20 protein-coding genes are annotated in these 20,449 nt (G+C 69.3%); 12 read left to right on the top strand and 8 right to left on the bottom strand.

Annotated features, from left to right (window positions below; genetic code table 11):
• Positions 1-269 precede the first annotated feature (269 nt).
• The 3 genes from PSV23_RS06615 (at position 270) to PSV23_RS06605 (ending at position 1,930) form a co-directional block, all read left to right on the top strand.
• Positions 270-425 carry a hypothetical protein gene (locus tag PSV23_RS06615; protein WP_300467119.1) on the top strand — a complete coding sequence of 52 codons (156 nt, stop codon included), beginning with the start codon at positions 270-272 and terminating at the stop codon, positions 423-425.
• A 156-nt stretch (positions 426-581) separates the two neighbouring features.
• Entirely contained in the window at positions 582-923 is a 342-nt protein-coding gene (locus PSV23_RS06610; protein ID WP_300467117.1) for a GIY-YIG nuclease family protein, read from the top strand.
• Between the two features lie 320 nt (positions 924-1,243).
• On the top strand, positions 1,244-1,930 hold the full coding sequence (locus tag PSV23_RS06605; RefSeq protein ID WP_300467115.1) for a hypothetical protein: 687 nt from the start codon (positions 1,244-1,246) through the stop codon (positions 1,928-1,930).
• A gap of 95 nt (positions 1,931-2,025) precedes the next feature.
• Here PSV23_RS06605 and PSV23_RS06600 read toward each other — a convergent pair whose 3' ends face one another.
• Positions 2,026-2,466: a MarR family winged helix-turn-helix transcriptional regulator gene (locus PSV23_RS06600; RefSeq protein WP_300467113.1), complete on the bottom strand. Its 441-nt coding sequence runs from the start codon at positions 2,464-2,466 to the stop codon at positions 2,026-2,028.
• 78 nt (positions 2,467-2,544) lie between these two features.
• Here PSV23_RS06600 and PSV23_RS06595 point away from each other — a divergent pair, with 78 nt between their 5' ends.
• Positions 2,545-3,195: a glutathione S-transferase family protein gene (locus tag PSV23_RS06595; protein WP_300467111.1), complete on the top strand. Its 651-nt coding sequence runs from the start codon at positions 2,545-2,547 to the stop codon at positions 3,193-3,195.
• A 333-nt stretch (positions 3,196-3,528) separates the two neighbouring features.
• Here the strand turns inward: PSV23_RS06595 and PSV23_RS06590 are convergent, their stop codons facing one another.
• The 3 genes from PSV23_RS06590 to PSV23_RS06580 form a co-directional block, all read right to left on the bottom strand.
• The gene (locus tag PSV23_RS06590) at positions 3,529-4,284 is read right to left on the bottom strand and encodes a pseudouridine synthase (RefSeq protein ID WP_300467108.1); all 756 of its coding nucleotides are present in this window, start codon (positions 4,282-4,284) and stop codon (positions 3,529-3,531) included.
• A gap of 33 nt (positions 4,285-4,317) precedes the next feature.
• The gene (locus PSV23_RS06585) at positions 4,318-4,827 is read right to left on the bottom strand and encodes a heme-binding protein (protein ID WP_300467106.1); all 510 of its coding nucleotides are present in this window, start codon (positions 4,825-4,827) and stop codon (positions 4,318-4,320) included.
• Positions 4,828-4,895: 68 nt separating this feature from the next.
• Complete coding sequence (locus tag PSV23_RS06580; protein WP_300467104.1) at positions 4,896-5,528, bottom strand: DUF938 domain-containing protein; 633 nt, start codon at positions 5,526-5,528, stop codon at positions 4,896-4,898.
• Between the two features lie 207 nt (positions 5,529-5,735).
• Here PSV23_RS06580 and PSV23_RS06575 point away from each other — a divergent pair, with 207 nt between their 5' ends.
• Positions 5,736-7,580 carry a phosphoenolpyruvate carboxykinase (GTP) gene (locus PSV23_RS06575; RefSeq protein WP_300467102.1) on the top strand — a complete coding sequence of 615 codons (1,845 nt, stop codon included), beginning with the start codon at positions 5,736-5,738 and terminating at the stop codon, positions 7,578-7,580.
• Positions 7,581-7,670: 90 nt separating this feature from the next.
• Entirely contained in the window at positions 7,671-8,681 is a 1,011-nt protein-coding gene (locus tag PSV23_RS06570) for an FAD-dependent oxidoreductase (protein WP_300467100.1), read from the top strand.
• On the opposite strand, the gene PSV23_RS06565 is transcribed toward PSV23_RS06570, so the two are convergent.
• The gene (locus tag PSV23_RS06565; RefSeq protein ID WP_300467098.1) at positions 8,682-9,407 is read right to left on the bottom strand and encodes a TonB family protein; all 726 of its coding nucleotides are present in this window, start codon (positions 9,405-9,407) and stop codon (positions 8,682-8,684) included.
• 191 nt (positions 9,408-9,598) lie between these two features.
• On the opposite strand from PSV23_RS06565, the gene PSV23_RS06560 reads away from it, so the two are divergent.
• On the top strand, positions 9,599-10,396 hold the full coding sequence (locus PSV23_RS06560; RefSeq protein WP_300467096.1) for a transglycosylase SLT domain-containing protein: 798 nt from the start codon (positions 9,599-9,601) through the stop codon (positions 10,394-10,396).
• A gap of 75 nt (positions 10,397-10,471) precedes the next feature.
• A complete protein-coding gene (locus tag PSV23_RS06555; RefSeq protein ID WP_300467094.1) occupies positions 10,472-11,614 on the top strand; it encodes a DUF2336 domain-containing protein in 1,143 nt (380 codons plus the stop codon).
• Positions 11,615-11,667: 53 nt separating this feature from the next.
• Here the strand turns inward: PSV23_RS06555 and PSV23_RS06550 are convergent, their stop codons facing one another.
• The 3 genes from PSV23_RS06550 to PSV23_RS06540 form a co-directional block, all read right to left on the bottom strand.
• Positions 11,668-12,144: an Hpt domain-containing protein gene (locus PSV23_RS06550; protein ID WP_300467092.1), complete on the bottom strand. Its 477-nt coding sequence runs from the start codon at positions 12,142-12,144 to the stop codon at positions 11,668-11,670.
• A gap of 64 nt (positions 12,145-12,208) precedes the next feature.
• On the bottom strand, positions 12,209-12,967 hold the full coding sequence (locus PSV23_RS06545; RefSeq protein ID WP_300467235.1) for an NAD kinase: 759 nt from the start codon (positions 12,965-12,967) through the stop codon (positions 12,209-12,211).
• A gap of 55 nt (positions 12,968-13,022) precedes the next feature.
• Complete coding sequence (locus tag PSV23_RS06540) at positions 13,023-14,165, bottom strand: DUF2336 domain-containing protein (RefSeq protein WP_300467090.1); 1,143 nt, start codon at positions 14,163-14,165, stop codon at positions 13,023-13,025.
• Between the two features lie 134 nt (positions 14,166-14,299).
• On the opposite strand from PSV23_RS06540, the gene PSV23_RS06535 reads away from it, so the two are divergent.
• From PSV23_RS06535 to PSV23_RS06520, 4 genes are all read left to right on the top strand, one after another.
• On the top strand, positions 14,300-15,064 hold the full coding sequence (locus PSV23_RS06535) for a class II aldolase/adducin family protein (protein WP_300467088.1): 765 nt from the start codon (positions 14,300-14,302) through the stop codon (positions 15,062-15,064).
• A complete protein-coding gene (locus PSV23_RS06530; RefSeq protein ID WP_300467086.1) occupies positions 15,061-15,840 on the top strand; it encodes a hypothetical protein in 780 nt (259 codons plus the stop codon). Before PSV23_RS06535 ends, PSV23_RS06530 begins: the two co-directional genes overlap by 4 nt.
• 121 nt (positions 15,841-15,961) lie before the next feature.
• The gene (locus PSV23_RS06525) at positions 15,962-17,104 is read left to right on the top strand and encodes an efflux RND transporter periplasmic adaptor subunit (protein ID WP_300467084.1); all 1,143 of its coding nucleotides are present in this window, start codon (positions 15,962-15,964) and stop codon (positions 17,102-17,104) included.
• The gene (locus PSV23_RS06520) at positions 17,104-20,328 is read left to right on the top strand and encodes an efflux RND transporter permease subunit (RefSeq protein ID WP_300467082.1); all 3,225 of its coding nucleotides are present in this window, start codon (positions 17,104-17,106) and stop codon (positions 20,326-20,328) included. The genes PSV23_RS06525 and PSV23_RS06520 overlap by 1 nt, the downstream gene beginning before the upstream one ends.
• Positions 20,329-20,449 lie beyond the last annotated feature (121 nt).

The following is a 20,449-nucleotide window of genomic DNA, read 5'->3' as shown; positions in this document are numbered from 1 at the left end:
GCCTCCGCTCCCCCACGGCCGAGCAGGTGTTCGCGTTCCGCCCCGGCGTCGAGACCGCCTCCGCCGGCCTGGCGCCCGCTCTCTCATTTGTCGTCATCCCGGCGAAAGCCGGGACCCAGCGGCGCGCGAGAGCGCGAACCTGTCGCGGGTGCTCCCGGCGCCCGGCGTGCCTGAACAGGTCGCCTTCGGCGCCGCCGGGTCCCGGCTTTCGCCGGGATGACGACGGGGGGAGGGGCTTGCTCTGCCGGTCAGGCTGAGGGACCGACATCATGGAGCGCGCCCACCGCGCCAAACTCCAGCACCGCTTCAAGCCCCAGCTGAAGCGCGCCCGCGTCGTCTGCCTCGACATCCCCGACGACCACGCCTTCATGCAGCCCGAGGTGGTGGGGCTGCTGGAGAAGAAGGTGGGGCCCCACCTCAAATAACTGTCGTCATCCCGGGGCGCGGAGCGACCCCGGGACCCAGCGGCGCGCGAGAGCACGAACCTGTCGAGGACACCGCTCGTTCTTTCGCCTTCGGCGCCGCTGGGTCCCGGCTTTCGCCGGGATGACGACAGAAGAAAAAAGCTATAGGTTGTGCGAATGCCGACGCATCGCACCTTCATCGCCACCTACATCATGGCCAGCGGGCGGAACGGGACGCTCTACACGGGCATGACCGCCAACCTGACCGCGCGGGCATGGAGACATCGCAGCGGCGCCTTCGAGGGGTTCAGCAAGACTTACGGCTGCACCCGCCTCGTCTGGTTTCAGCGGTTCGCCTGGGTGGCCGAAGCCATCCGGCGCGAGAAACAGATCAAGGAATGGAAGCGCGACTGGAAGCTCAAGCTGATCGAGGACGCCAACCCCGGCGGGCTCGATCTCGCCGCCGACTGGTTTCCAGAGAATGATCCGGACTGGACCCCGCCGAACGAAGCCGACTGATCCCCTTCCTGTCGTCATCCCGGGGCGCGTAGCGACCCCGGGACCCAGCGGCGCGCGAGAGCGTGAACCTGTCGCGGACACGCCCGACGGCCGGCGTGCCTGAACAGGTCGCCTTCGGCGCCGCTGGGTCCCCCCGTCTCGCTGCGTCGCCGGAGGATGACGAAAGGAGGGGGCCGGGCCGACATCTTCCTCGCCATGGAGCCGCAGGAACCGCTGCGGATAGGCACGATCATCTTATGCCGTGATCCGCGGCCAGGTTTGAGCCTCATTCCGCCCGAACATCCAGGTCCGGGCTGACCCCACGTGGCCGGGAGCAAGACATGATCATCATCGCACTGGCGCTGGCTCTGTGGACCGCCGGACCCCGGCAGGACGATCCCGGTCCCCCCGTCCGCATCGTCCTGGACAACAGCACCGCCTCCGAGGCGGCGACCCGCGACCAGCTGGGGCGGCTGCTGGAAAACCCCGCCGCCGGCCGCTGGATCTTTCACCCGGACGTGCTGGTGAAAGATGGCGCCATCCCGCACAGCCATCCCGTGGTGACCATGCGCACGGGCGAGCCCGACCGCGAACTGATCGCCAACTTCCTGCACGAGAACATCCACTGGTACGTCAGCGCCCGGAAGCCCGCGCTGGACGCCGTGGTCGCTGATTTGCGCGTCCGCTACCCCGACCTGCCGACCCGCTTTCCCCAGGGGTCGGGCGACGAATATTCCTCTTACGTGCATCTGGTCGTCTGCACCCTGGAGTTCCAGGCGCTGAGGGAGGTCCTGGGAGACGCCGCCGCTGTCGATGTGATGCGTTTCTGGGCCACGCATCACTATACGGCGATCTACGCCGCCGTGATCGAGGACGAACAGGCGATCCTGAGCCTTCTCGAAGCCCACGATCTGTCCAACAGGAAGATGGGGTCCGCACATGTGATTCCTTCCCCCGCGTCGGAGGAAGGCGTGCCGCGGAGCGGTCGGGACGGGGGCTCTGTCCGCATCACGACCGGCGAAAGATGAGGCCCGATCGGCAGCCCCGGTCCGTCAGGCTTCGCCTGCCACCGTCCCTCGAAATGGAGAAGGGCTTGGCCTGCGGGTCGACCCGGGAAGGGCGCTCACCCCACCCGCCTCAGCCCCGCCCGCAGCGCGTCTCCGCCCCCCGCCAGCCCCGCCTCGATCGCCGCGTGCTCGCGCACCCAGATCGGCGTGGCCGCCGCCAGCAGGGCCCGGCCCGTGTCGGTCAGGGCCGGGCGGCGGCTGCGCCGGTCCTTCGGATCGACGCCCAGGACGACCGCCCCCATCCGCTGCAGCGGCTTCAGATTGGCCGTCACCGTGGACCGGTCCATGGCCAGCAGCGCCGCCACCGCCCCGATGGTCGGCGGCTCGGGCCGGTTCAGGCCGTTCAGCAGCGAGAACTGGCCGCTGGTGACGCCCAGTTCGCGGAAGGCCTCGTCGAACCGCCGCGCCAGGGTCCGCGCCGCCCGCTGGGCGTGCAGGCACAGGCAATGGTCCCGGATGTGAAGGGTGGCGGCGTAGGCGGCGGGCGCGTTTGACATGATCCCGAGATGGGTTGATATCAACGCAATTGTCAATGGGAGGCCCCCGGGGCCCCGCCGCTTCACAGGGAGTTCGTCATGATCCAGGTCACCGCCTTCAAATGGGTGCCGCCCTTCGCACAGGGCTCGGTCCGCGACATCCGCGTGCGCTGGGCGCTGGAAGAGGCCGGTCTGGGCTATGACGACCAGCTGATCGGTTTCGAGGACCAGTCGACGCCCGCCTATCGCGCCCGCCAGCCGTTCGGCCAGGTCCCGGCCTTCAGCGACGGCAAGGTCGAGATGTTCGAAAGCGGGGCCATCGTTCTCTACATCGCCCAGAACTCGGACCAGCTGATGCCCGCCGACGACGCGGGCCGGGCCATGGTCATGACCTGGCTGTTCGCCGCCTCCAACACTGTCGAACCCCTGGTCCAGCAGCTCGGCGGCATCGACCTGTTCCACGCCGACCAGGCCTGGGCGAAGGAGCGGCGGCCGCAGGTCGAGACCATGCTGCGCAAGCGTCTGACCGATCTCCAGACCGCCCTGGGCGACCGGCGCTGGTTCGCCAACGACCGGTTCAGCGCCGCCGACATCCTGATGACCCACGTCCTGCGCGACCTGCGCCACTGCGATATCCTGGCCGACTATCCGGCGCTGCGGGACTATGTCGCCCGCGCCGAGGCCCGCCCGGCGTTCAGGCGGGCGCTTGAGGATCAGCTGAAGCCTTTCAGGATCAACGAACCGGCGTGACGGTCCGTCTCCTCCCATCGCAGACGGGGAGGAGGCATCCTCTCATCCGTGCATCCCCGCGAAGGCGGGGATCCAGGCTTTACCCTCACCGCCTTCGCGGGGATGCTCGATGACTACAGTGTTGGAGATTCCACGCCAGCCAGACGATTTCGCGCGTCTAACCCCTTGATCCTCTGCAGGATCACACAAGAACCAGCGTCATTTCATAGCCGCGGGAAACACCTGTGAGAGACTCCTCCCGTCGGTGAGGGTCGTCGGAGTCCCGCGCCTCGAAGGGCTCAGGCGAAGTGGACGCAGTGGACTCTATAGACGCTGTAGACTGTTTTTTTTAGCTCAGCCGACCAGCGCCGCCCGCTCTTCCGCCGTCAGCATCCGCCATCTCCCCTCCGGCAGATTGTCCAGTTTCAGCGGCCCGATCCGTACACGGATCAAATCGATGACCTCCAGGTCGACCATCTCGCACATCCGGCGGATCTGGCGGTTCCGACCCTCGCGCAGGATGAATTTGAGCCGGAAGGACTCCATCCGGCTGACATAGGCGGGCTTCAGTTGGCGGCCGTCCAGCATCAGCCCGTGGCGCAGGATCTTCAGCTTCTTCTCGGTCACGTCGCCGGCGACGCGGACCAGATATTCCTTGTCCAGATCGGACTGCGGCCCGATCACCGCCTTGGCCACCACCCCGTCGGACGACAGCAGCAGCAGGCCGCGCGAATCCTCGTCCAGCCGTCCGATCGGGGGCAGGGAGTGGTCGTCCGCCGGGACCGCGCCCTCGCCGACCCGGTTGCCCTCGGTGATCAGGCGGACGGCGGGGAGCTTGTCCGGCTCCGGCTGGCCCGACACGTAGCCCAGCGGCTTGTGCATGACGATGGTCACGCCTTCGGCCAGGGTCGCCGTGGCCCGTTCGTTCAGCGTCAGGGTCTGTCCCGGCTCCAGCTTGCGGCCCGCATCGGTGACCACCTCGCCGTCGACCGACACCAGGCCGTCGGCGATCAGGGCGTCGGCCTCGCGCCGCGAGCAGACGCCGGACTGGCCCAGCCATTTGTTGATCCGGACCGGCTCGGGGCCGTCATAGGTGCGGGAAAACGCCATGCGGGGGTCCGTAGCCGCAGGGCGGAGCCGGGTCTAGCCGCCGAAGACAGCGGCGATGGCGGCCCGGGCCACCTCGTCGTCCTGGGCCGACGACGCCCCCGACACGCCGATGGCCCCGACCACCCGGCCGTCGACCACGATGGGCACGCCGCCGGCGACGGGCACGATCCCGTCGATGGCCAGCAGGGCGATGCGGCCGGCCGCCAACCGCTCCTCCGCCGAGGCGGAGGCGGCGCGGAACCGGGCCGAGGACCGGGCCTTGGCCTGGGCGACGTTGATCGAGCCATACTGTGCGTCGTCCATCCGCCCGAAGGCCACCAGTTCGCCCGATGGCTCCACCACGGCGACGGCGAGGCGGAAGCTGCGGGCCCGGCCGGCCTCGATGGCCCGGTCAATCAGCGCCTGCGCCGCCTCCAGCCCGATCGGCGCGCCATAGGGCGGGGCGGGGGCGGCGGCCGGCGCCGCCGGGGGAGCAGGGGCTGTCTGGCTCCATGCGGGAGCAGCCGTGGCCATGACGGCCAGAATGACGAGCAGACGTTTCATGGCGGGCATCCCGGTGAAGCTTTCGCCGATGCCGCCACATCCGCGCCGGAAGCACAAGGGCGGGCGGCTCAGATCCGCCGGAACAGCAGCATCAGATTGTTGGCCGGCATGGCGACTCGCAGGGTCAGGGCCAGTCCCTCGGCCTTCGCCGCCGCCGACACAGCGTCGCGGTCCCGCAGGCCCCATGCGGGGTTCCGGCCCTTCAGGCTCTCGTCGAACGCGGCGTTCGAGGGAGCCAGCGGGACTTCCGACTCCCGATAGGGGCCGTACAGCGCCAGCAGGCCGCCGGGCGCCAGCACCCGCCCGGCCAGCGCCATCAGGCCCTCGGTGGCCGTCCAGGGGCTGATGTGGATCATGTTGATGCAGACCACCGCCTGCGCCGGCCCCGCCGGCCAGGACCTCGGGTCCAGCACGTCCAGGGTCAGAGGCTCGCGCAGGTTCGGCAGGCCCGCCGCCGCCGCCCATGCCGCGATGCTGGCCCGGGCCTCGGGCGAAGGGTCCGTCGGCGTCCAGTCCAGCCCCGGCAGGGCGCGGGCGAAGGCGACGGCGTGCTCGCCCGATCCGGCGGCGATCTCCAGCACCTTGGCCCGCGCCGGAAGATGGGCGCGGAGCACCTCCAGGATCGGTGCGGTATTCCGCGCCACGGCGGGTGAGGCCAGGCCGCCGGCGGGAGTCGGATCGATCGGGTCCATGGTCTGCATGGCGGCTCCGATACCCCGCGCCGGCGCTCGCAGGGAACGGAAATATGCAGCCGCCGCAGGCCCGCCCGCTCGCGAGAGGTTGAAACGTGCATCGGTTGACGCCGCGTCCGCTTAGGTGTCATTCCGGCTGAAACATTGCGTGATGAACCACGCAGCGGAGGAGCCACGGCGGCGTCAGATCGCCGGGCGACATTCAGGAGAGTGCGCGTGACGGACACCATTCCCGGCCTGCATCCGGCCCCTACCCACCATGCCGGCCTGGTGGCCTGGGTCGAGCAGGTCGCCGCCCTGACCAAACCCGCCCGCGTCCACTGGTGCGACGGCTCCGAGGCCGAAAAGGCCGCCATCGTCGCCGACCTGATCGGCAAGGGCACGCTGAAGGAACTGGATCAGACGAAGCGTCCCGGCTGCTACTACGCCGCCTCGGACCCGAAAGACGTGGCCCGGGTCGAGAGCCGCACCTTCATCTGCTCGGCTAACCAGATCGACGCCGGCCCGACCAACAACTGGTCCGATCCCGCCGAGATGCGTGACCGCCTGAACGGTCTGTTTGACGGCTGCATGGCCGGCCGCACCATGTACGTCGTGCCCTTCTCGATGGGCCCGCTGGGCTCGAAGATCAGCGCGCTGGGCGTCGAGATCACCGACAGCGGCTATGTCGCCGTCTCCATGGGCATCATGACCCGCATGGGACAGCCGGTGCTGGACCTGATGGGCGAGGACGGCTTCTTCGTCCCTGCCGTCCACACTCTCGGCGCGCCGCTGGCCGAGGGCCAGGCCGACGTGCCGTGGCCCTGCAATGACGACAAGTGGATCGTCCACTATCCCGAGACGCGCGAGATCTGGTCCTACGGCTCGGGCTACGGCGGCAACGCCCTGCTGGGCAAGAAATGCTACGCCCTGCGCATCGCCTCGGTCATGGCCCGCGACGAGGGCTGGCTGGCCGAGCACATGCTGATCCTCAAGCTGACCGATCCCAGCGGGCGCGCCAAATACGTCGCCGCCGCCTTCCCTTCGGCCTGCGGCAAGACCAACCTGGCCATGCTCCAGCCGACCCTCCCGGGCTGGAAGGCCGAGACGATCGGCGACGACATCGCCTGGATGCGCTTCGGCGATGACGGTCGCCTGTACGCCGTGAACCCCGAAGCCGGCTTCTTCGGCGTCGCTCCGGGCACCAGCCGCAACACCAACGCCAACGCCCTGGCGACAATGGCGACCAATACGGTCTTCACCAATACGGGCCTGACCCACGACAACGATGTGTGGTGGGAGGGTCTGACCAAGGACGCCCCCGAAGGCCTGACCACCTGGAAGGGCGCGGCCCATGACCCCGCCTCGGGCGAGCCCGCCGCCCATCCCAACGCCCGCTTCGCCGCCCCGGCGTCGCAATGCCCGACCATCGCCCCGGAATGGGAAGACCCCAGGGGCGTGCCTATCGACGCCATACTGTTCGGCGGCCGCCGCGCCTCGGCCGTGCCGCTGGTGACCGAGGCCTTCGACTGGGAACACGGCGTCTTCATGGGCTCGTCGGTCGCCTCGGAAGGCACCGCCGCCGCCGAGAACGCCATCGGGACCCTGCGCCGCGATCCCTTCGCCATGCTGCCGTTCTGCGGCTACAACATGGGCGACTACTTCGCCCACTGGCTGTCGATGGGCGGGCGCACCGAGGCGGCCAAGCTTCCGCGCCTCTACTTCGTCAACTGGTTCCGCAAGAACGACGAGGGCAAATTCGTCTGGCCGGGCTTCGGCGACAACGTCCGCGTCCTCAAATGGATCGCCGAACGGCTGGAGGGCGAGGCCGCGGCCCTCGACACTCCGGTCGGCCGCGTCCCGACCCGCGACGCGCTGGACCTTTCGGGCCTGACCCTGTCGGACGCCGACCTGACGACCCTGCTGGACGTCGACGCCGAGGTCTGGGCCGAGGAAGCGTCGCTGATCCCGGACTTCTACGCCCAGTTTGGCGACCGTCTGCCGCAGGCCCTGTGGGACCAGCACGTGGCCCTGACGGCTCGCATCGACGCGGACCGCGCGGCGGCCATCGCGGCGGAATAGGGCGGCGAACGGCGCCCGGGTCGCGAGCGGCCGCACCGCTCGCGACAGTGCCCCTTGCAAAGAGCTCGCAGGCGGTCGATCAGATCGCCCGTGGCTTTCTCTCCAGACGTGATCATCATCGGCGCCGGCGTGCTCGGTCTCTGCACCGCGGCGGAGCTTGGCGCGCGGGGCCATGCCGTCACCGTCATCGATCCGGGCGGTCCGAATGCCAGCTCGGTGGCCGCCGGCATGATCGCGCCGGCCCTGGAATCCCTGCTCGACGACCTGTCGCCGGACCGCGCCAGCCTGCTGAAACGCGCCCGCGACCTCTGGCCTGACCTTGCCGGGGCGCACGGCGTGAAGCTTCACCGCGATGGCGCTGACTGGCGCGGTGAAGAGCCCGGCCCGGCCCTGGCCCGTCTCCGGGCGCTGGGTTTCGAAGGCCGGTCGATCGAGGGCGGCCTGACCACGCCCGACGACTGGCGGATCGACGTCGGCCCGGCCCTGACAGCCCTGGCTCGCGCACCGGGCGTCACGGTCGTGCGCGGCCGGGTGGTTCGCCTGGCGGGCGAGGGGAGACGCTGGCGTGTCGAGGCGGGCGACGGGCGGGTCTGGTTCAGTCCCACGGTTGTCCTGGCCACCGGTGCGGACCCGGCGATTCCCGGCCTTCCCGAACCGGTCGCCGCGATCGTGGCGGGCGTCCAGCCCATCCGCGGCCAGTTGACCTCTGTGGCAACCGCCGCCCCTCCCAGGGTGGTTCGAGCCGCCGGCGTCTATGTCGCGCCGGGCGAGGGCGGGGTCGTCATCGGCGCCACCATGGAGCCGGGCCGCCGCGATATCGAGCCCGACGCAGCGGAATCCGCGCGTCAGGTCGAAGCGGGCCTGACCTTGCTCGGCGCCACGGGCGAGGCCGGCGCCGTTCGCGTCGGTATCCGCGGAGCCACGGCGGATGGCCTGCCTCTGGCGGGTCCGGCTGGCGAGCCGGGCCTGCATCTGGCGCTGGCGCCCCGCCGTAACGGCTGGCTGATGGGGCCGCTGACGGCGCAGATCGTGGCGGACGGTATCGAGGGCAGGGTGCCCATGGCGGACGCCGCCGCCCTCGACCCGCTCAGGTTCGCCTGATCAGTCTTCCGGCAGGGTGAAGCGCAGGTTCATGCTGACCCGGGATCCCTCAGCCGCGCCGTTGACCGTACGCGGATTGACCCGAAAGTAGCGCGACAGACTCTGCGCCGCCCGGCCGAAGCCGTAACCCCCCGGCGTTTCGCGCGTCACATTGCAGTCCGTGACCGCGCCGCTTGGGAGGACCAGACAGTTCAGCGAAGCGGAACCCGCCACGTCGGCCGCGATCGCCCGCTGCGGATAGGCCCGCATCAACTGTTCCGAGGTGGGCTGACGCGACCAGCTGGGGCTGGTGATGACCGTCGGCGGAGCTGGCGCCGGTTCGACCGTCCGGATGTCGGGAGCCGGTTCCTCCACGACCGTGTCGAAGGTGATGGTTGTGCTGTCGGTCGGGGTCGCATTGGCGGGGACCGCGGGCAGGGTGTCGGTCGGCGTGCGGGGAACGGGCGTGTTGTTCACAGGCATGTTGGGCGCCGGCGGCGTTTTGGATTCGACCGGTTTCGGCGGAGGCGGCCGGTAGGTCAGCACATTGATGGGCGGCCTCTCGGGGAGGGTGACCACAGCGGGCATCTCGAACCGCTGATAGTAGAGGGCGACGCCCAGTCCGGCGTGGGCCGCCACCACGATGCCCGTCGCGATCCAGGTCGCGCGGGAAAACCGGGGCCGTTTGCGTTCGTTGAAATCGAGCGGGTGCACCAGTCCGGGTCCGCCAGCAGTCTTCATCATCATGGCCGTCACTCCCTTTCGCCGTCCCCACAGCGTCCCACGGACAAGTTGAGCGCCGGTGTTGCGGCAAGTTTTGGACGAGTCTGGCCTTGGAAACGCCACGGGACCGCGCCCCGCGGCCCAGGTTAAGGGACTGTGGACGTTAATGTTGTCGTTAGGGTTTGGTTAACCACGGTCGACCAGCCTCATGACTCATGAACCTCGGAGCGATTCCATCTTCTGGCGGAGTCGAGGCGGCCATCCGGCGCGCCTCGAAAGCCACTGGCGTGGACGCTGATTTCCTGGTCCGGACGGCCCGCCGCGAAAGCGCGATGAACCCGTCGGCCAAGGCCCGGACGTCGTCCGCCGCCGGCCTGTTCCAGTTCATCGAACAGACCTGGCTGGGGACGGTGAAAGCACACGGAGCCAAGCATGGCTACGGCCAGTACGCCGATCTGATCTATCGCGGCGGAGATGGCCGCTGGCGGGTCGAAGGCTCCGCCCGCAACGTTGTGCTGGATCTGCGCTTCGATCCGCAGGCGGCCTCGACGATGGCCGCCGAACTGACGGCGTCCAACGCGGCCTATCTGCGCGGCCGGTCGGGCCGTGAGCCCGGAGCGGGCGACCTGTACGCCGCCCACTTCCTCGGACCGGCGGGCGCGGCCCAGTTGATGGACGCCATGGACCGGCGGCCTGGAAGTTCAGCCGCCGCGATCTTCCCCGAGGCCGCCTCGGCCAACCGCTCGATCTTCTACCGCGACGGCCGGCCGGCGACGGTGGGGGAGGTTCACGCCAATCTGCAGCGCAGCGCGGGCGACGGCGCTCCGGCGGCGGCTTCGGGATCCGGCCAGACGGCTCCGGACCTGACCGAACGCGACCAGATGCTGGCCGCTCGCCTCGATCGGCTGAAACAGGACCAGAGCCTGCTGGCCTTGCTGCTGGGGCAGGACGGGGACGGCAAGAACGGTGGCTTCGCCGGCGCCTTCGGGCCGGATTCAGACACGCGCATCTGATCCCGAATCCGGCGATGGTAAACCGACCGTTAGGGATGACGGGCCGATGTTGACCGGCAAAGCCTGGATCCGCCGATGACCGCCTACCGCGCCCGACTTACCGAGATCGACATCCACCGCCTGATCAAGGCGACCGATGAGGACGAACGGGCGGCCGCGGCCCACAAACTCTGTCGCAGCATGGACAAGGCCGAGCTGGGCGAGGACGACCGCGCGGCGGCGCAGAAGATCCTGCGCATGCTGTCACAGGACGCGGCCGAGCTGGTGCGTCGGGCGATGGCGGTCACGCTGAAGGCCTCGGACCTGATTCCCCGGGACGTGGCGCGGCGCATGGCGGCCGATGTGGACAGCGTGGCCCTGCCGATCATCAATTTCTCGCCCGTCTTCACTGACGAGGACCTGATCGAGATCGTGCGAGCCGGATCGGCCGTGCGTCAGGTCGCGGTGGCCAGCCGGCCCAGGGTCGGGCGAGACGTGGCCGAAGCCGTGTCCGAGGTCGGCTGCGAACAGGCCGTGCGCGCGCTGGCGGCGAACGACAACGCCGACGTGGCCGAAACGGCGCTGGGCCGCTGCGTCGACCGCTTTGGAACCTCGCCCGAGATCGTGGCGGCCATCGCCTATCGCCAGGTGCTGCCGCTGACCGTGACCGAACGGTTGGTCGAACTGGCCTCGGACGCCGTGCGCGAACACCTGGTCACCCGTCATGCCGTGGCGCCCGAGACGGCGATCCGCCTGGCCGCCTTCGCGCGGGAGCGGTCCATCGTCGATCTGGTCGATCAGGCGGCCAGCCAGTCCGACCTGCCCCTGTTCGTCGAAAGCCTTAATGCCCGTCGCGCCCTGACCCCCTCGCTGCTGCTTCGGGCGCTGGCCCGGGGGCAGATGACGCTGTTCGAGCATGGCATGGCGGAATTGGCCGGGACCCCGCTGGTGCGCGCCGCGCTGATGATCCACGACGCGGGGCCGCTGGGCCTGAAGGCCGTCTACGACCGCGCGGGCCTGCCGCCACGGCTGTTCCAGGCCTATCGCGCCGGGGTCGACACCTGGCGTCAGCTTCAGGCCGAGGGCGTGGACACATCGGGGGACGAGTTCCGCCACCGGATGCTGGAACGGTTCCTGACCCAGCGCCCGAACGCGCCCCGCGAGGATCTGGCCTGGCTGATGGAGCGGCTGGACCATGACCCGCTGCCGGCCAGGGCGCGGCTCAGCGCCGCTGCCTGACAGCAAAACGCCCGCCGGTCAGGCGGGCGTCGGCTTTGGTCGAACAGAAGGGGTCAGCCCAGGTGTTGGGCGACGCGGGCTTCGAGTGTTTCGGCCAGAACCCTACCGACCGGGTGGTCGTCGGTCTGGATCTGGTCACGGACCACGGCCTTGATCGCGTCGATATGGGCGTCGAGGATGACGACCGGTGCGGCCATGCGTTTGACGGGGTCGTCCATCATCTTGCACAGCGAACCGGCCAGACGCGTCACCAGCGGATATTGATAGGTCGTGCCCAGCCCCTTCAGGTCGTGGGCGCGGAAATACAGGGCCTCGGCGGTCTGGGCATTGTAGCCCTCGCTGCGGATGTCGGCTTGGGCCTTGTCGAGTTTGACGATCTCGTCCTGCAGCCACTGACCGAACTGGGACGACATGGCCTTCAAGGCGGCTTCCGCCTTGGCGATGGCGCCGGCGTCGATCCCGCCGAAGGCCCCGCCGACCTTCATGCGCAGGGTGTTGGGCGGACGAATGACCTGGGCCGGGTTGCTCACGGCGAACTCCTGAAGACAGACGCGAGCAGTCTGGGCCGGTGTCCCTAAAAAACCGTGCACGACCTCAAGAGGCGAATTGTTCGGCCAGAACCCGCTCCTCGAACGAGCGTCCGGCGTCAAACAGCATGGTCAGGGCGATATCCCGGCGTTCCCGGACCTCGACGCGGGCGACGCGGCGGACCTCGAAACTGTCGGCCGTGGCGCTGACGGGCCGCTTGTCAGCCTCCAGGACCTCGAAACAGACCCTGGCCTGATGCGGCAGAAGGGCGCCCCGCCACCGGCGCGGCCGGAAGGCGCTGATCGGGGTCAGGGCCAGCACCCGCGAATCAAGCGGAATGATCGGCCCGTGCGCCGACAGGTTATAGGCCGTCGATCCCGCCGCCGTGGACAGCAGACAACCGTCGCAGGACAGTTCCTCCAGGCGCACGCGACCGTCGACGCTGATGCGCAGCTTGGCGCTCTGACGGGTCTGGCGAAGCAGCGAGACCTCATTGATGGCCAGTCCGCTGTGGACCTGACCGGCTTCGGTCCAGGCGTCCATCTGCAGCGGATGGATGACCGCCCGCCCGGCTCCGGCGAGCCGCTCCAGCAGCCCCTCTTCGGCGTAGTCGTTCATCAGAAAGCCGACCGAGCCCCGGTTCATCCCGAATACGGGCACGCGTCGGTCCATGACGGTGTGCAGCGTCTCCAGCATGAAACCGTCGCCGCCCAGCGCGACGATGACATGGGCCTTTTCAGGTTCGACCGAGCCATACAGGGACATCAACCGCTCCCGGGCAGCCTGCGCTTCCGGTCGGTCCGAGGCCACGAAGGCCACATGCATGTCTGGGATGGGGAGGTCGCTCACCGCCCTACGCAAGCCGAGCCGGCCGGCGAAGTCAAACGGCGGCTTTTAATTCGCCATGGCTGGCGGCGACCAGCGCGCGGAAAGCGCGGACAGAGGAGGTGGCAGACAGTGCGCCTCGAAGCCAGACCGCCTCGCCCCTGTCGCCCGGCAGGGACTGGTTCAGCTTGCGCACTTCGGTCAGCAGGGTCGGAAACACCGCGCGGTCGATGCCCACCGCCGCGCAGGCGTAGTAAAGCGCCTCGGGCGTCGGAGCAGCCAGGGCTTCGCGGATGTCGCCGGCCGCGAAGCCGCCCAGGGCGGCGAGGCCGTGCACGAACAGACTGAGGCGTTTCTCGCGGATGGCGCGGATAAGGAAGCCCGCACGCAACTGTCCTGCAGATTGAAGTTTGTCGATCAGCCGCCGTTCCATCTCGTCGCGGTTGGGATCGTCCTGCCCGAGCTCGTCCGGGCGGGCCTGACGGAGGACGCCCTCGACGGCGTCATAGACGGCTGCGCCCAGCGCCCTTTCATCGACGTTGAAGCGGGCGGCGATCGACTGGCGCAGCGCCGTTCCGACCCAATGATACAGCTGCTCGGCCAAGGCCTCGGTCAGGCGCGGATGGCGGGTCAGGGGTGCGCGCAGCGCCGCGATGCGGCGCGAATGCTCGACCAGCCGGCGGACGCCGTCGATGCTCAGGTCGGCGGTCCGGTTGGTAGCCAGGGCGGTCAGCACCGCCGGCTCGCCGCGTTCGATCACGGCGTCGGCGACCCGGCCGCTGATGTGAGGACGCCGGGCGATGGCGATCTGATGCTCGAGCGATGCCTCGATCATCACGCGCAGCAGGTCGTCGTCCTGCAGGATGGGACTGGAGGTCAGGACCGGGCGGGCGATCTCGATCTCGTCCAGCGCCAGCACATTCACCAGCGCGGCCGGGGCCCAGTCGGCGTGGGCCAGCTTCTCGGACAACACCTGGCGCACTTCGCGCTCCGCCTGGCGCGCCAGGGTCAGGAAAATTTCAGCGAGGACCGGTGACAGCTCGCCGGAAGGCGGGCTGGCGTCGCAGAGAGCCACGACGCCCAGCAGCAGCCGCTGGCGCGCGTCCGGACTGGCGTTCCGTGCAAGCGCCAGAAGGTCTCTGGCGCTTGGGGCCTCGGCCTCGGGACGGGCGGTAGGGACCAGTTGAACGAGGACCACGGACGTCTCCGGCGAGCCAATGGAGGTCGACGTGACCGAGCTAACAAGCGGGACGCTAAGACGCGGTTAACGGAAGCTGAATCTTGACGTCGGCCCGGTCCGGCGCGAGCGTGCGCCACAACGAGGAGACGATCATGGCCGACGGAGCGACCACCACTCTCAAATCGAGAGTGTCAGAGGCGGAGTGGGCGGTCCGCGTCGAGCTGGCCGCGCTTTACCGGCTGGTGGCCCTGCACGGCTGGGACGACATGATTTTCACCCACATCTCGGCGCGCGTGCCGGGACCCGAGCATCACTTCCTGATCAACCCCTATGGCTACTATTTCGAGGAGATGACCGCCTCCTCGCTGGTGAAGGTCGATCTGGACGGCAATATCGTCCAGGAGACGACCAGTTTCATCAATCCGGCCGGCTTCACGATCCATTCCGCCATCCACGGGGCGCGGGAGGACGCGCACTACGTCATCCACCTGCACACCGTGGCTGGCGTCGGCGTGGCGGCGCAGCAGGAAGGCCTGCTGCCGATCGGCCAGAACGCCTGCCTGCTCCAGCATCAGGTGGCCTATCACGGCTATGAGGGTCTCGCGCTGAATCACGACGAGCGCGCGCGACTGGTGGCGGATCTGGGCGACAAGCCGCTGATGCTGCTGCGCAATCACGGCACCCTGGCGGTCGGCCAGACGGCGGCCCAGGCCTGGATCGGCATGTTCTTCCTCGAGCGCGCCTGCGCCCAGCAGGTGGCGGCGCTGTCGGGCGGACGGGAGCATGTGCTGTTCGCGCCCGACGCCGCCCAGGCGGAAACGAAGGAGCAGGGCAAGGGCATCGGCTTCATCTCCGCCCTCGCCTGGCCCGGCGCGCTGCGGATGCTGGACCGGAAATCCCCGGGCTACGACGCTTGAAGTCGGCCGGGGGGCTGCTGACCGGACTGGCGGCTCTCGCGGGAGCCGGAGCCGCCGACGCGGGCCCCTGGACCCAGCCCGAAGGGCATGGACAGGTGATCCTCAAATACGAGGACATGCGCGCCGACCGCGGCTTCGACATGGATGGGTCGCTGGCGGACCTGCCCGCTGAACGGCGCGATACGGCCTTTGGCGTGTTCGCCGAATACGGCCTGTCCGATCGCTTCACCCTGCAGCTCAAGGGCGACTGGCAGACCGGCGAGGACGCGTTCATCGACTATGACGGACGCGGGCCGCTCGAGATCGGCGTGACGTGGCAGGCCTGGCGCGACGACCGGACGGCCGTCAGCCTGTACGGCGGCTACGCCGATGGCGGCGAGGGCCGTAACGCCGGCTACGCTCCGCCGGGGCAGGGCGATGACGACTGGGAGGTGCGGGCCTCGGTGGGTCGGTCTTTCGGAGGCTGGAGCGGGACCTGGGCTCCCGGCGGCGGCTTCGTCGAGCTCCAGGGCGCGCGCCGCATCCGTCAGGGGCTACCGGACGAACTCCGCGTCGACGCCACCGCGGGCGCGCATTTCAGCGACGACTGGATGATCCTGGCCCAGGCCTATGCGGGCCAGGCCGACGATGGCGGCGCCCGATGGCTGTCGGTCGAGGCCTCGGTGGTGCGCGATCTGGGGGACTGGAGCCTGCAGGCCGGATGGCGTCAGGCGATCGCGGGCCGCGAGACGCCCGAAAGCGGCGGACCCGTCATCGCCCTCTGGCGGCGGTTCTGACCGCGACACTGAGGCGCGCCCGCCGGCGACGGAAACCGGAACAGCATCCGTTACAAGGACTTTAGTTGCGTCGACGGCGTCAGCCGCTAAGTCGGCTCGTTCCCCCTGCCAGAGAGCGTCCGTGATCAAACGCCACTTCTTCCTCGTCGCCGCCGCGGTCCTGCTGGGCCTGATGGTCGTGGCTGTCGTTCTGAGGATGGCCTTCGCCGGCGATGAGAAGGCGGGCGGCGGTCCAGGCGGCCGCGGCGGTCCCGGGGGCGGGCGTGGCCAGACGGTGTCCGAGGCGGTGATCGGCGCGCGATCCTTCACCGACGAGATCCGGGTGCTGGGCGTGGCGCGCGGCCGCCGGTCGGTCAACATCACATCATCCACCAGCGAGCTGATCACCCGCGTCCTGTTCACCGACGGCCAACGGGTCGCGGCGGGCGCGCCCCTGGTAGAGCTGCAGGCGCGCGAGGAAGACGCCGGCATCATCGAAGCCCGCGCCCAGGTCGCCCAAGCCCAGCGCCAGTACGACCGCTTCAAGGGTCTGGCGGACCGCGGCATCGCCCCGCGCGTCACGGCCGAGGACGCGGAGACGTCGCTGGCCACGGCCCGGGCCTCGCTGACGGCCGCCCAGGCGCGCCGCGGCGACAGGCTGATCCGGGCCCCGTTCGCCGGCGTGCTGGGTCTCAGTTCGGTCACAGCGGGCACGCTGGTGAATCCGGGCGGGGTCATCACCACACTGGACGACATCGACGTCGTCCGCGTCGATTTCCCCGTCCCCGAACGGTATCTGGGCGTACTCAGAACCGGAACGCCGATCACGGCCACCATCGACGCCTGGGGTGACGAGGCGTTCGGCGGACGCATCGCCCTCATCGACACCCGCGTCAACGAACAGACCCGCGCCGTCACCGCCCGCGCCGAAATCCCCAATCCGGGCGCCCGCATCCGTCCCGGCATGGCCGTGCGTGTCTCCGTCCAGCAGGGTCAGCGCACCGCGCCGGCGGCTCCCGAGGCGGCGGTCCAGTATGAAGGCGACGGCGCCTTCGTCTATCGCATCGCCCGGGGCGACAAGGGCTCGACCGCCCAGCGGGTCGAGGTCGAAACCGGTTCGGTCGAGGGCGGATTCGTCGAAATCGTCTCCGGGCTGAACGTCGGCGACCGCATCGTCGGTTCGGGTCTGAACCGCATCCAGCCGGGCGCGCCCGTCAGCGTCGCGGGCCAGGGCGGGCGTCGTCTGACCGGGGCCGTTGCTCCCGCCGGGGCCGCCGCCCGATGATGCTGTCCGATCTCGCCGTCCGCCGCCCGGTGTTCGCGGCGGTGGCCGCCATCGTGCTGTGCGTGATCGGCGCCGCGGCCTTCTTCTTCCTGCCGGTGCGCGAACTGCCCGACGTGGACCCGCCGATCGTCTCGGTCAGCACCAGCTACGCCGGCGCCTCGGCCGAGGTCATAGAAAGCCGGATCACCGAGCCGATCGAGCAGCAGATCGCCGGCATCCAGGGCGTGGAGCGGATCAACTCCTCCAGCCGCGACGGCCGCTCGAACGTTTCGATCGAATTCTCGCTCGACCGCAACATCGACGACGCCGCCAACGATGTGCGCGACCGGGTCTCCCGCGTCGTCGGCCGCCTGCCGGACCAGGCCCAGCCGCCCGAGGTGTCCAAGGCCGACACCGACAGCCAGCCGATCATGATCCTGTTCCTGCGTTCGACGACCATGAACAGGCTGGAGCTGACGGACTACGCCGACCGCTATCTGATCGACCGTCTGGCGACAGTGCCTGGCGTGGCCCAGGTCCAGATCTACGGCGAGCAGCGCTATGCCATGCGCATCTGGCTGGACGCCTCGGCGCTCGCCGCGCGCGGCCTGACCGTCAACGACGTCGAGACCGCCCTCACGACGCAGAACGTCGAACTGCCGGCCGGCCAGCTCGAGTCGGGCCAGAAGGACTATACGGTCCGCGTCGCCCGCACCTACGCCCGGGCCGAGGACTTCCGCCAGCTGCCGATCGGCACGCGCGGCTCCGGCACGGCGGCCGCCATCCAGACCGGAGCGGCGTCCAGCGCGACGGCCCTGCCCAGCGGCGCCTCGGGCGCCATCCAGGGCCAGTCCGCCTATGTCACTCGTCTCGGCGACATCGCCCGCATCGAGGAGGCTCCCGCCGAAGACCGCCGTCTGTTCCGAGGCAACGGACAGGACCAGATCGGTCTGGCCGTCACCCGTCAGGCCCAGTCCAACGACCTCGCCATCTCCAGGGGCGTCGAGGATATGCTGGAACAGGTTCGCCCCAGCCTGCCCGCGGGGGCCGAACTGGTCGTCGGATCCGACAACTCGGTCTTCACCTCGCACGCCATTGACGAGGTCTGGATCACCATCGGCATTTCCCTCGCGCTGGTGGCGCTGGTGAACTTCATCTTCCTGGGCAGCATGCGGGCGGCCTTCATTCCGTCGATCGTGGCCCCGATCTGCCTGCTGTCGACCTTCATCGTCCTGGCTCCGCTGGGCTTTTCGCTGAACCTGCTGACGCTTCTGGCTCTGGTGCTGGCCATCGGCCTGGTGGTGGACGACGCCATCGTCGTGACCGAGAACATCCAGCGTCGCCTGGATCACGGCGAACCGCCGCTGGTGGCCGCCGAGCGGGGCACGCGTCAGGTGTTCTTCGCCGTCGTGGCCACGACCATCGTTCTGCTGGCCGTGTTCGCGCCCCTGCTGTTCCTGCCGGGCTACGTCGGACGGCTTTTCGTGGAGCTGGCGGCGGCGATCGCGGCGGCCGTGGCGTTTTCCGCCTTCCTCGCCCTGACCCTGTCGCCCATGCTGGCTTCCCGCATCCTGAAGCCTGCCTCGGGCGGCGGATGGTTGGCGCGCAAGGTTGATCGGGGCATGGACGCCTTGCGCAACTCGTACGGCAATTCGCTTCAGGCCCTGCTGGGCAAGCGGATCGCCGTCGTCGGCGTGGCCGGACTCGTGCTGGTGGTCGCCGGAGGGGCGGCCGCCATGTTCTTCGCCCTGCCCAATGAGCTGGTTCCGGCCGAAGACCGCGGCCGGGTGCAGATCCGCGTCCAGGGACCTGAGGGCGCCGGCTTCGATTACACCCGCAAGATCATGATGGGGATCGAACCCATCCTCGCGGAATACAAGGCCAGTGGCGAGGCGAACAACTATCTGATCTCCGCCCCCGGGTTCGGCGGCGGCGGCTTCAGCTCGGGCAACGGCGTTCTGATCCTCAGCGACTGGTCCGAACGCGACCGGGCCGCCGACGAGATCGCCCAGGAACTGAACGGCAAGCTGCGCGGTCAGACAGACGCCCAGGTCAACGCCTCGGTCCCCGGCGCCTTCCAGCGCGGCGGCGGCAACTCCAACTCCATCGAAATGGTGGTGACGGGCTCTGAATACGGGGACATCTACAACTGGCTGCAGCCCGTGCTGGCCGCCTCGCTGGAGAACCCCGGATTCTCGCGGCCGCGCCTGAACTACGAGCCCAACGCGCCGCGCCTGCTGGTCGACGTCGATCCGGAGAAGGCGGCCGCGCTCGGCGTCTCCTCGCAGGCCATCGGACGGACGCTTGAGACCATGTTCGGTTCCCGGCGGGCCACGACCTATCTGCGCGGCGGTCAGGAATACGACGTCATCCTGCAGACCCGGCGCGACGACCGGCGCAGCGTGGGCGACCTCGAAGCTCTCCATGTCGCGACCGGCTCGGGCCAGCTGGTGCCCCTGTCGGCGGTGGTCACGACCCAGACGTCGGGCGACACGCCGGACCGGCGTCGGCTGGACCGCCAGCGGGCCATCTCCATCTCCGCCGACCTGAACCCCGGCACGACCTTGGCTGACGCCACCGAGTTCATGACCCGCGTGTCCCGCGAACAGCCGCAGGGCGTCGTCACCACCCAATGGGGCGGCGCCGCGCGCGACCAGCAGGAAGCGGGCGGGGCGGTCGCCGCCGCCTTCGGGCTGGCGCTACTGCTGGTCTTCCTGGTGCTGGCGGCGCAGTTCGAAAGCTGGATCACACCCGCGGTCATCATGCTCACCGTGCCGCTGGCCGCGGCCGGTGGGCTGTTCGGCCTGATGATGGCGGGTTCCAGCCTGAACATCTACTCGCAGATCGGCCTGATCATCCTGATCGGCGTGGCGGCCAAGAACGGCATCCTGATTGTCGAATTCGCCAACCAGCTGCGCGATCAGGGCCGGTCGATCCATGACGCGATCATCGAGTCTTCGACCCTGCGCCTGCGGCCCATCATCATGACGTCGATCGCCACGGCCTTCGGCGCCTTGCCTCTGGTGCTGTGGCAGGGCGCAGGCGCGGGCAGCCGCCAGACCATCGGCGTGGTCATCTTCGCCGGGGCCATGTTTGCGACCCTGCTGACCCTGTTCGTGGTGCCGGTGATCTATGGCGTGCTGGCGCGCTTCACCAAGTCTCCGGAATATACCGCCCGCAAGATCGAGGAATGGGAAGCCACCGAGGCCGCCGCCAACGACGCTGTGCCGGCCGCGGCGGAGTAGAACGCGGGTCCGGTCTTTTTAGATGGCGCCGGATAATCCACCAAGACGTTCAAAAACAACGACATATTTTTACGCGGACAGCGGTTTGCCTGGCGCTGCCGCCAGCCGCGTTTGACTGGCG

Source organism: Brevundimonas sp. (genome assembly GCF_029946145.1).
Lineage (GTDB): Bacteria > Pseudomonadota > Alphaproteobacteria > Caulobacterales > Caulobacteraceae > Brevundimonas.
The sequence above is the reverse complement of the archived record's forward strand: the minus strand, read 5'-3'. Positions and strand labels throughout refer to the sequence as shown.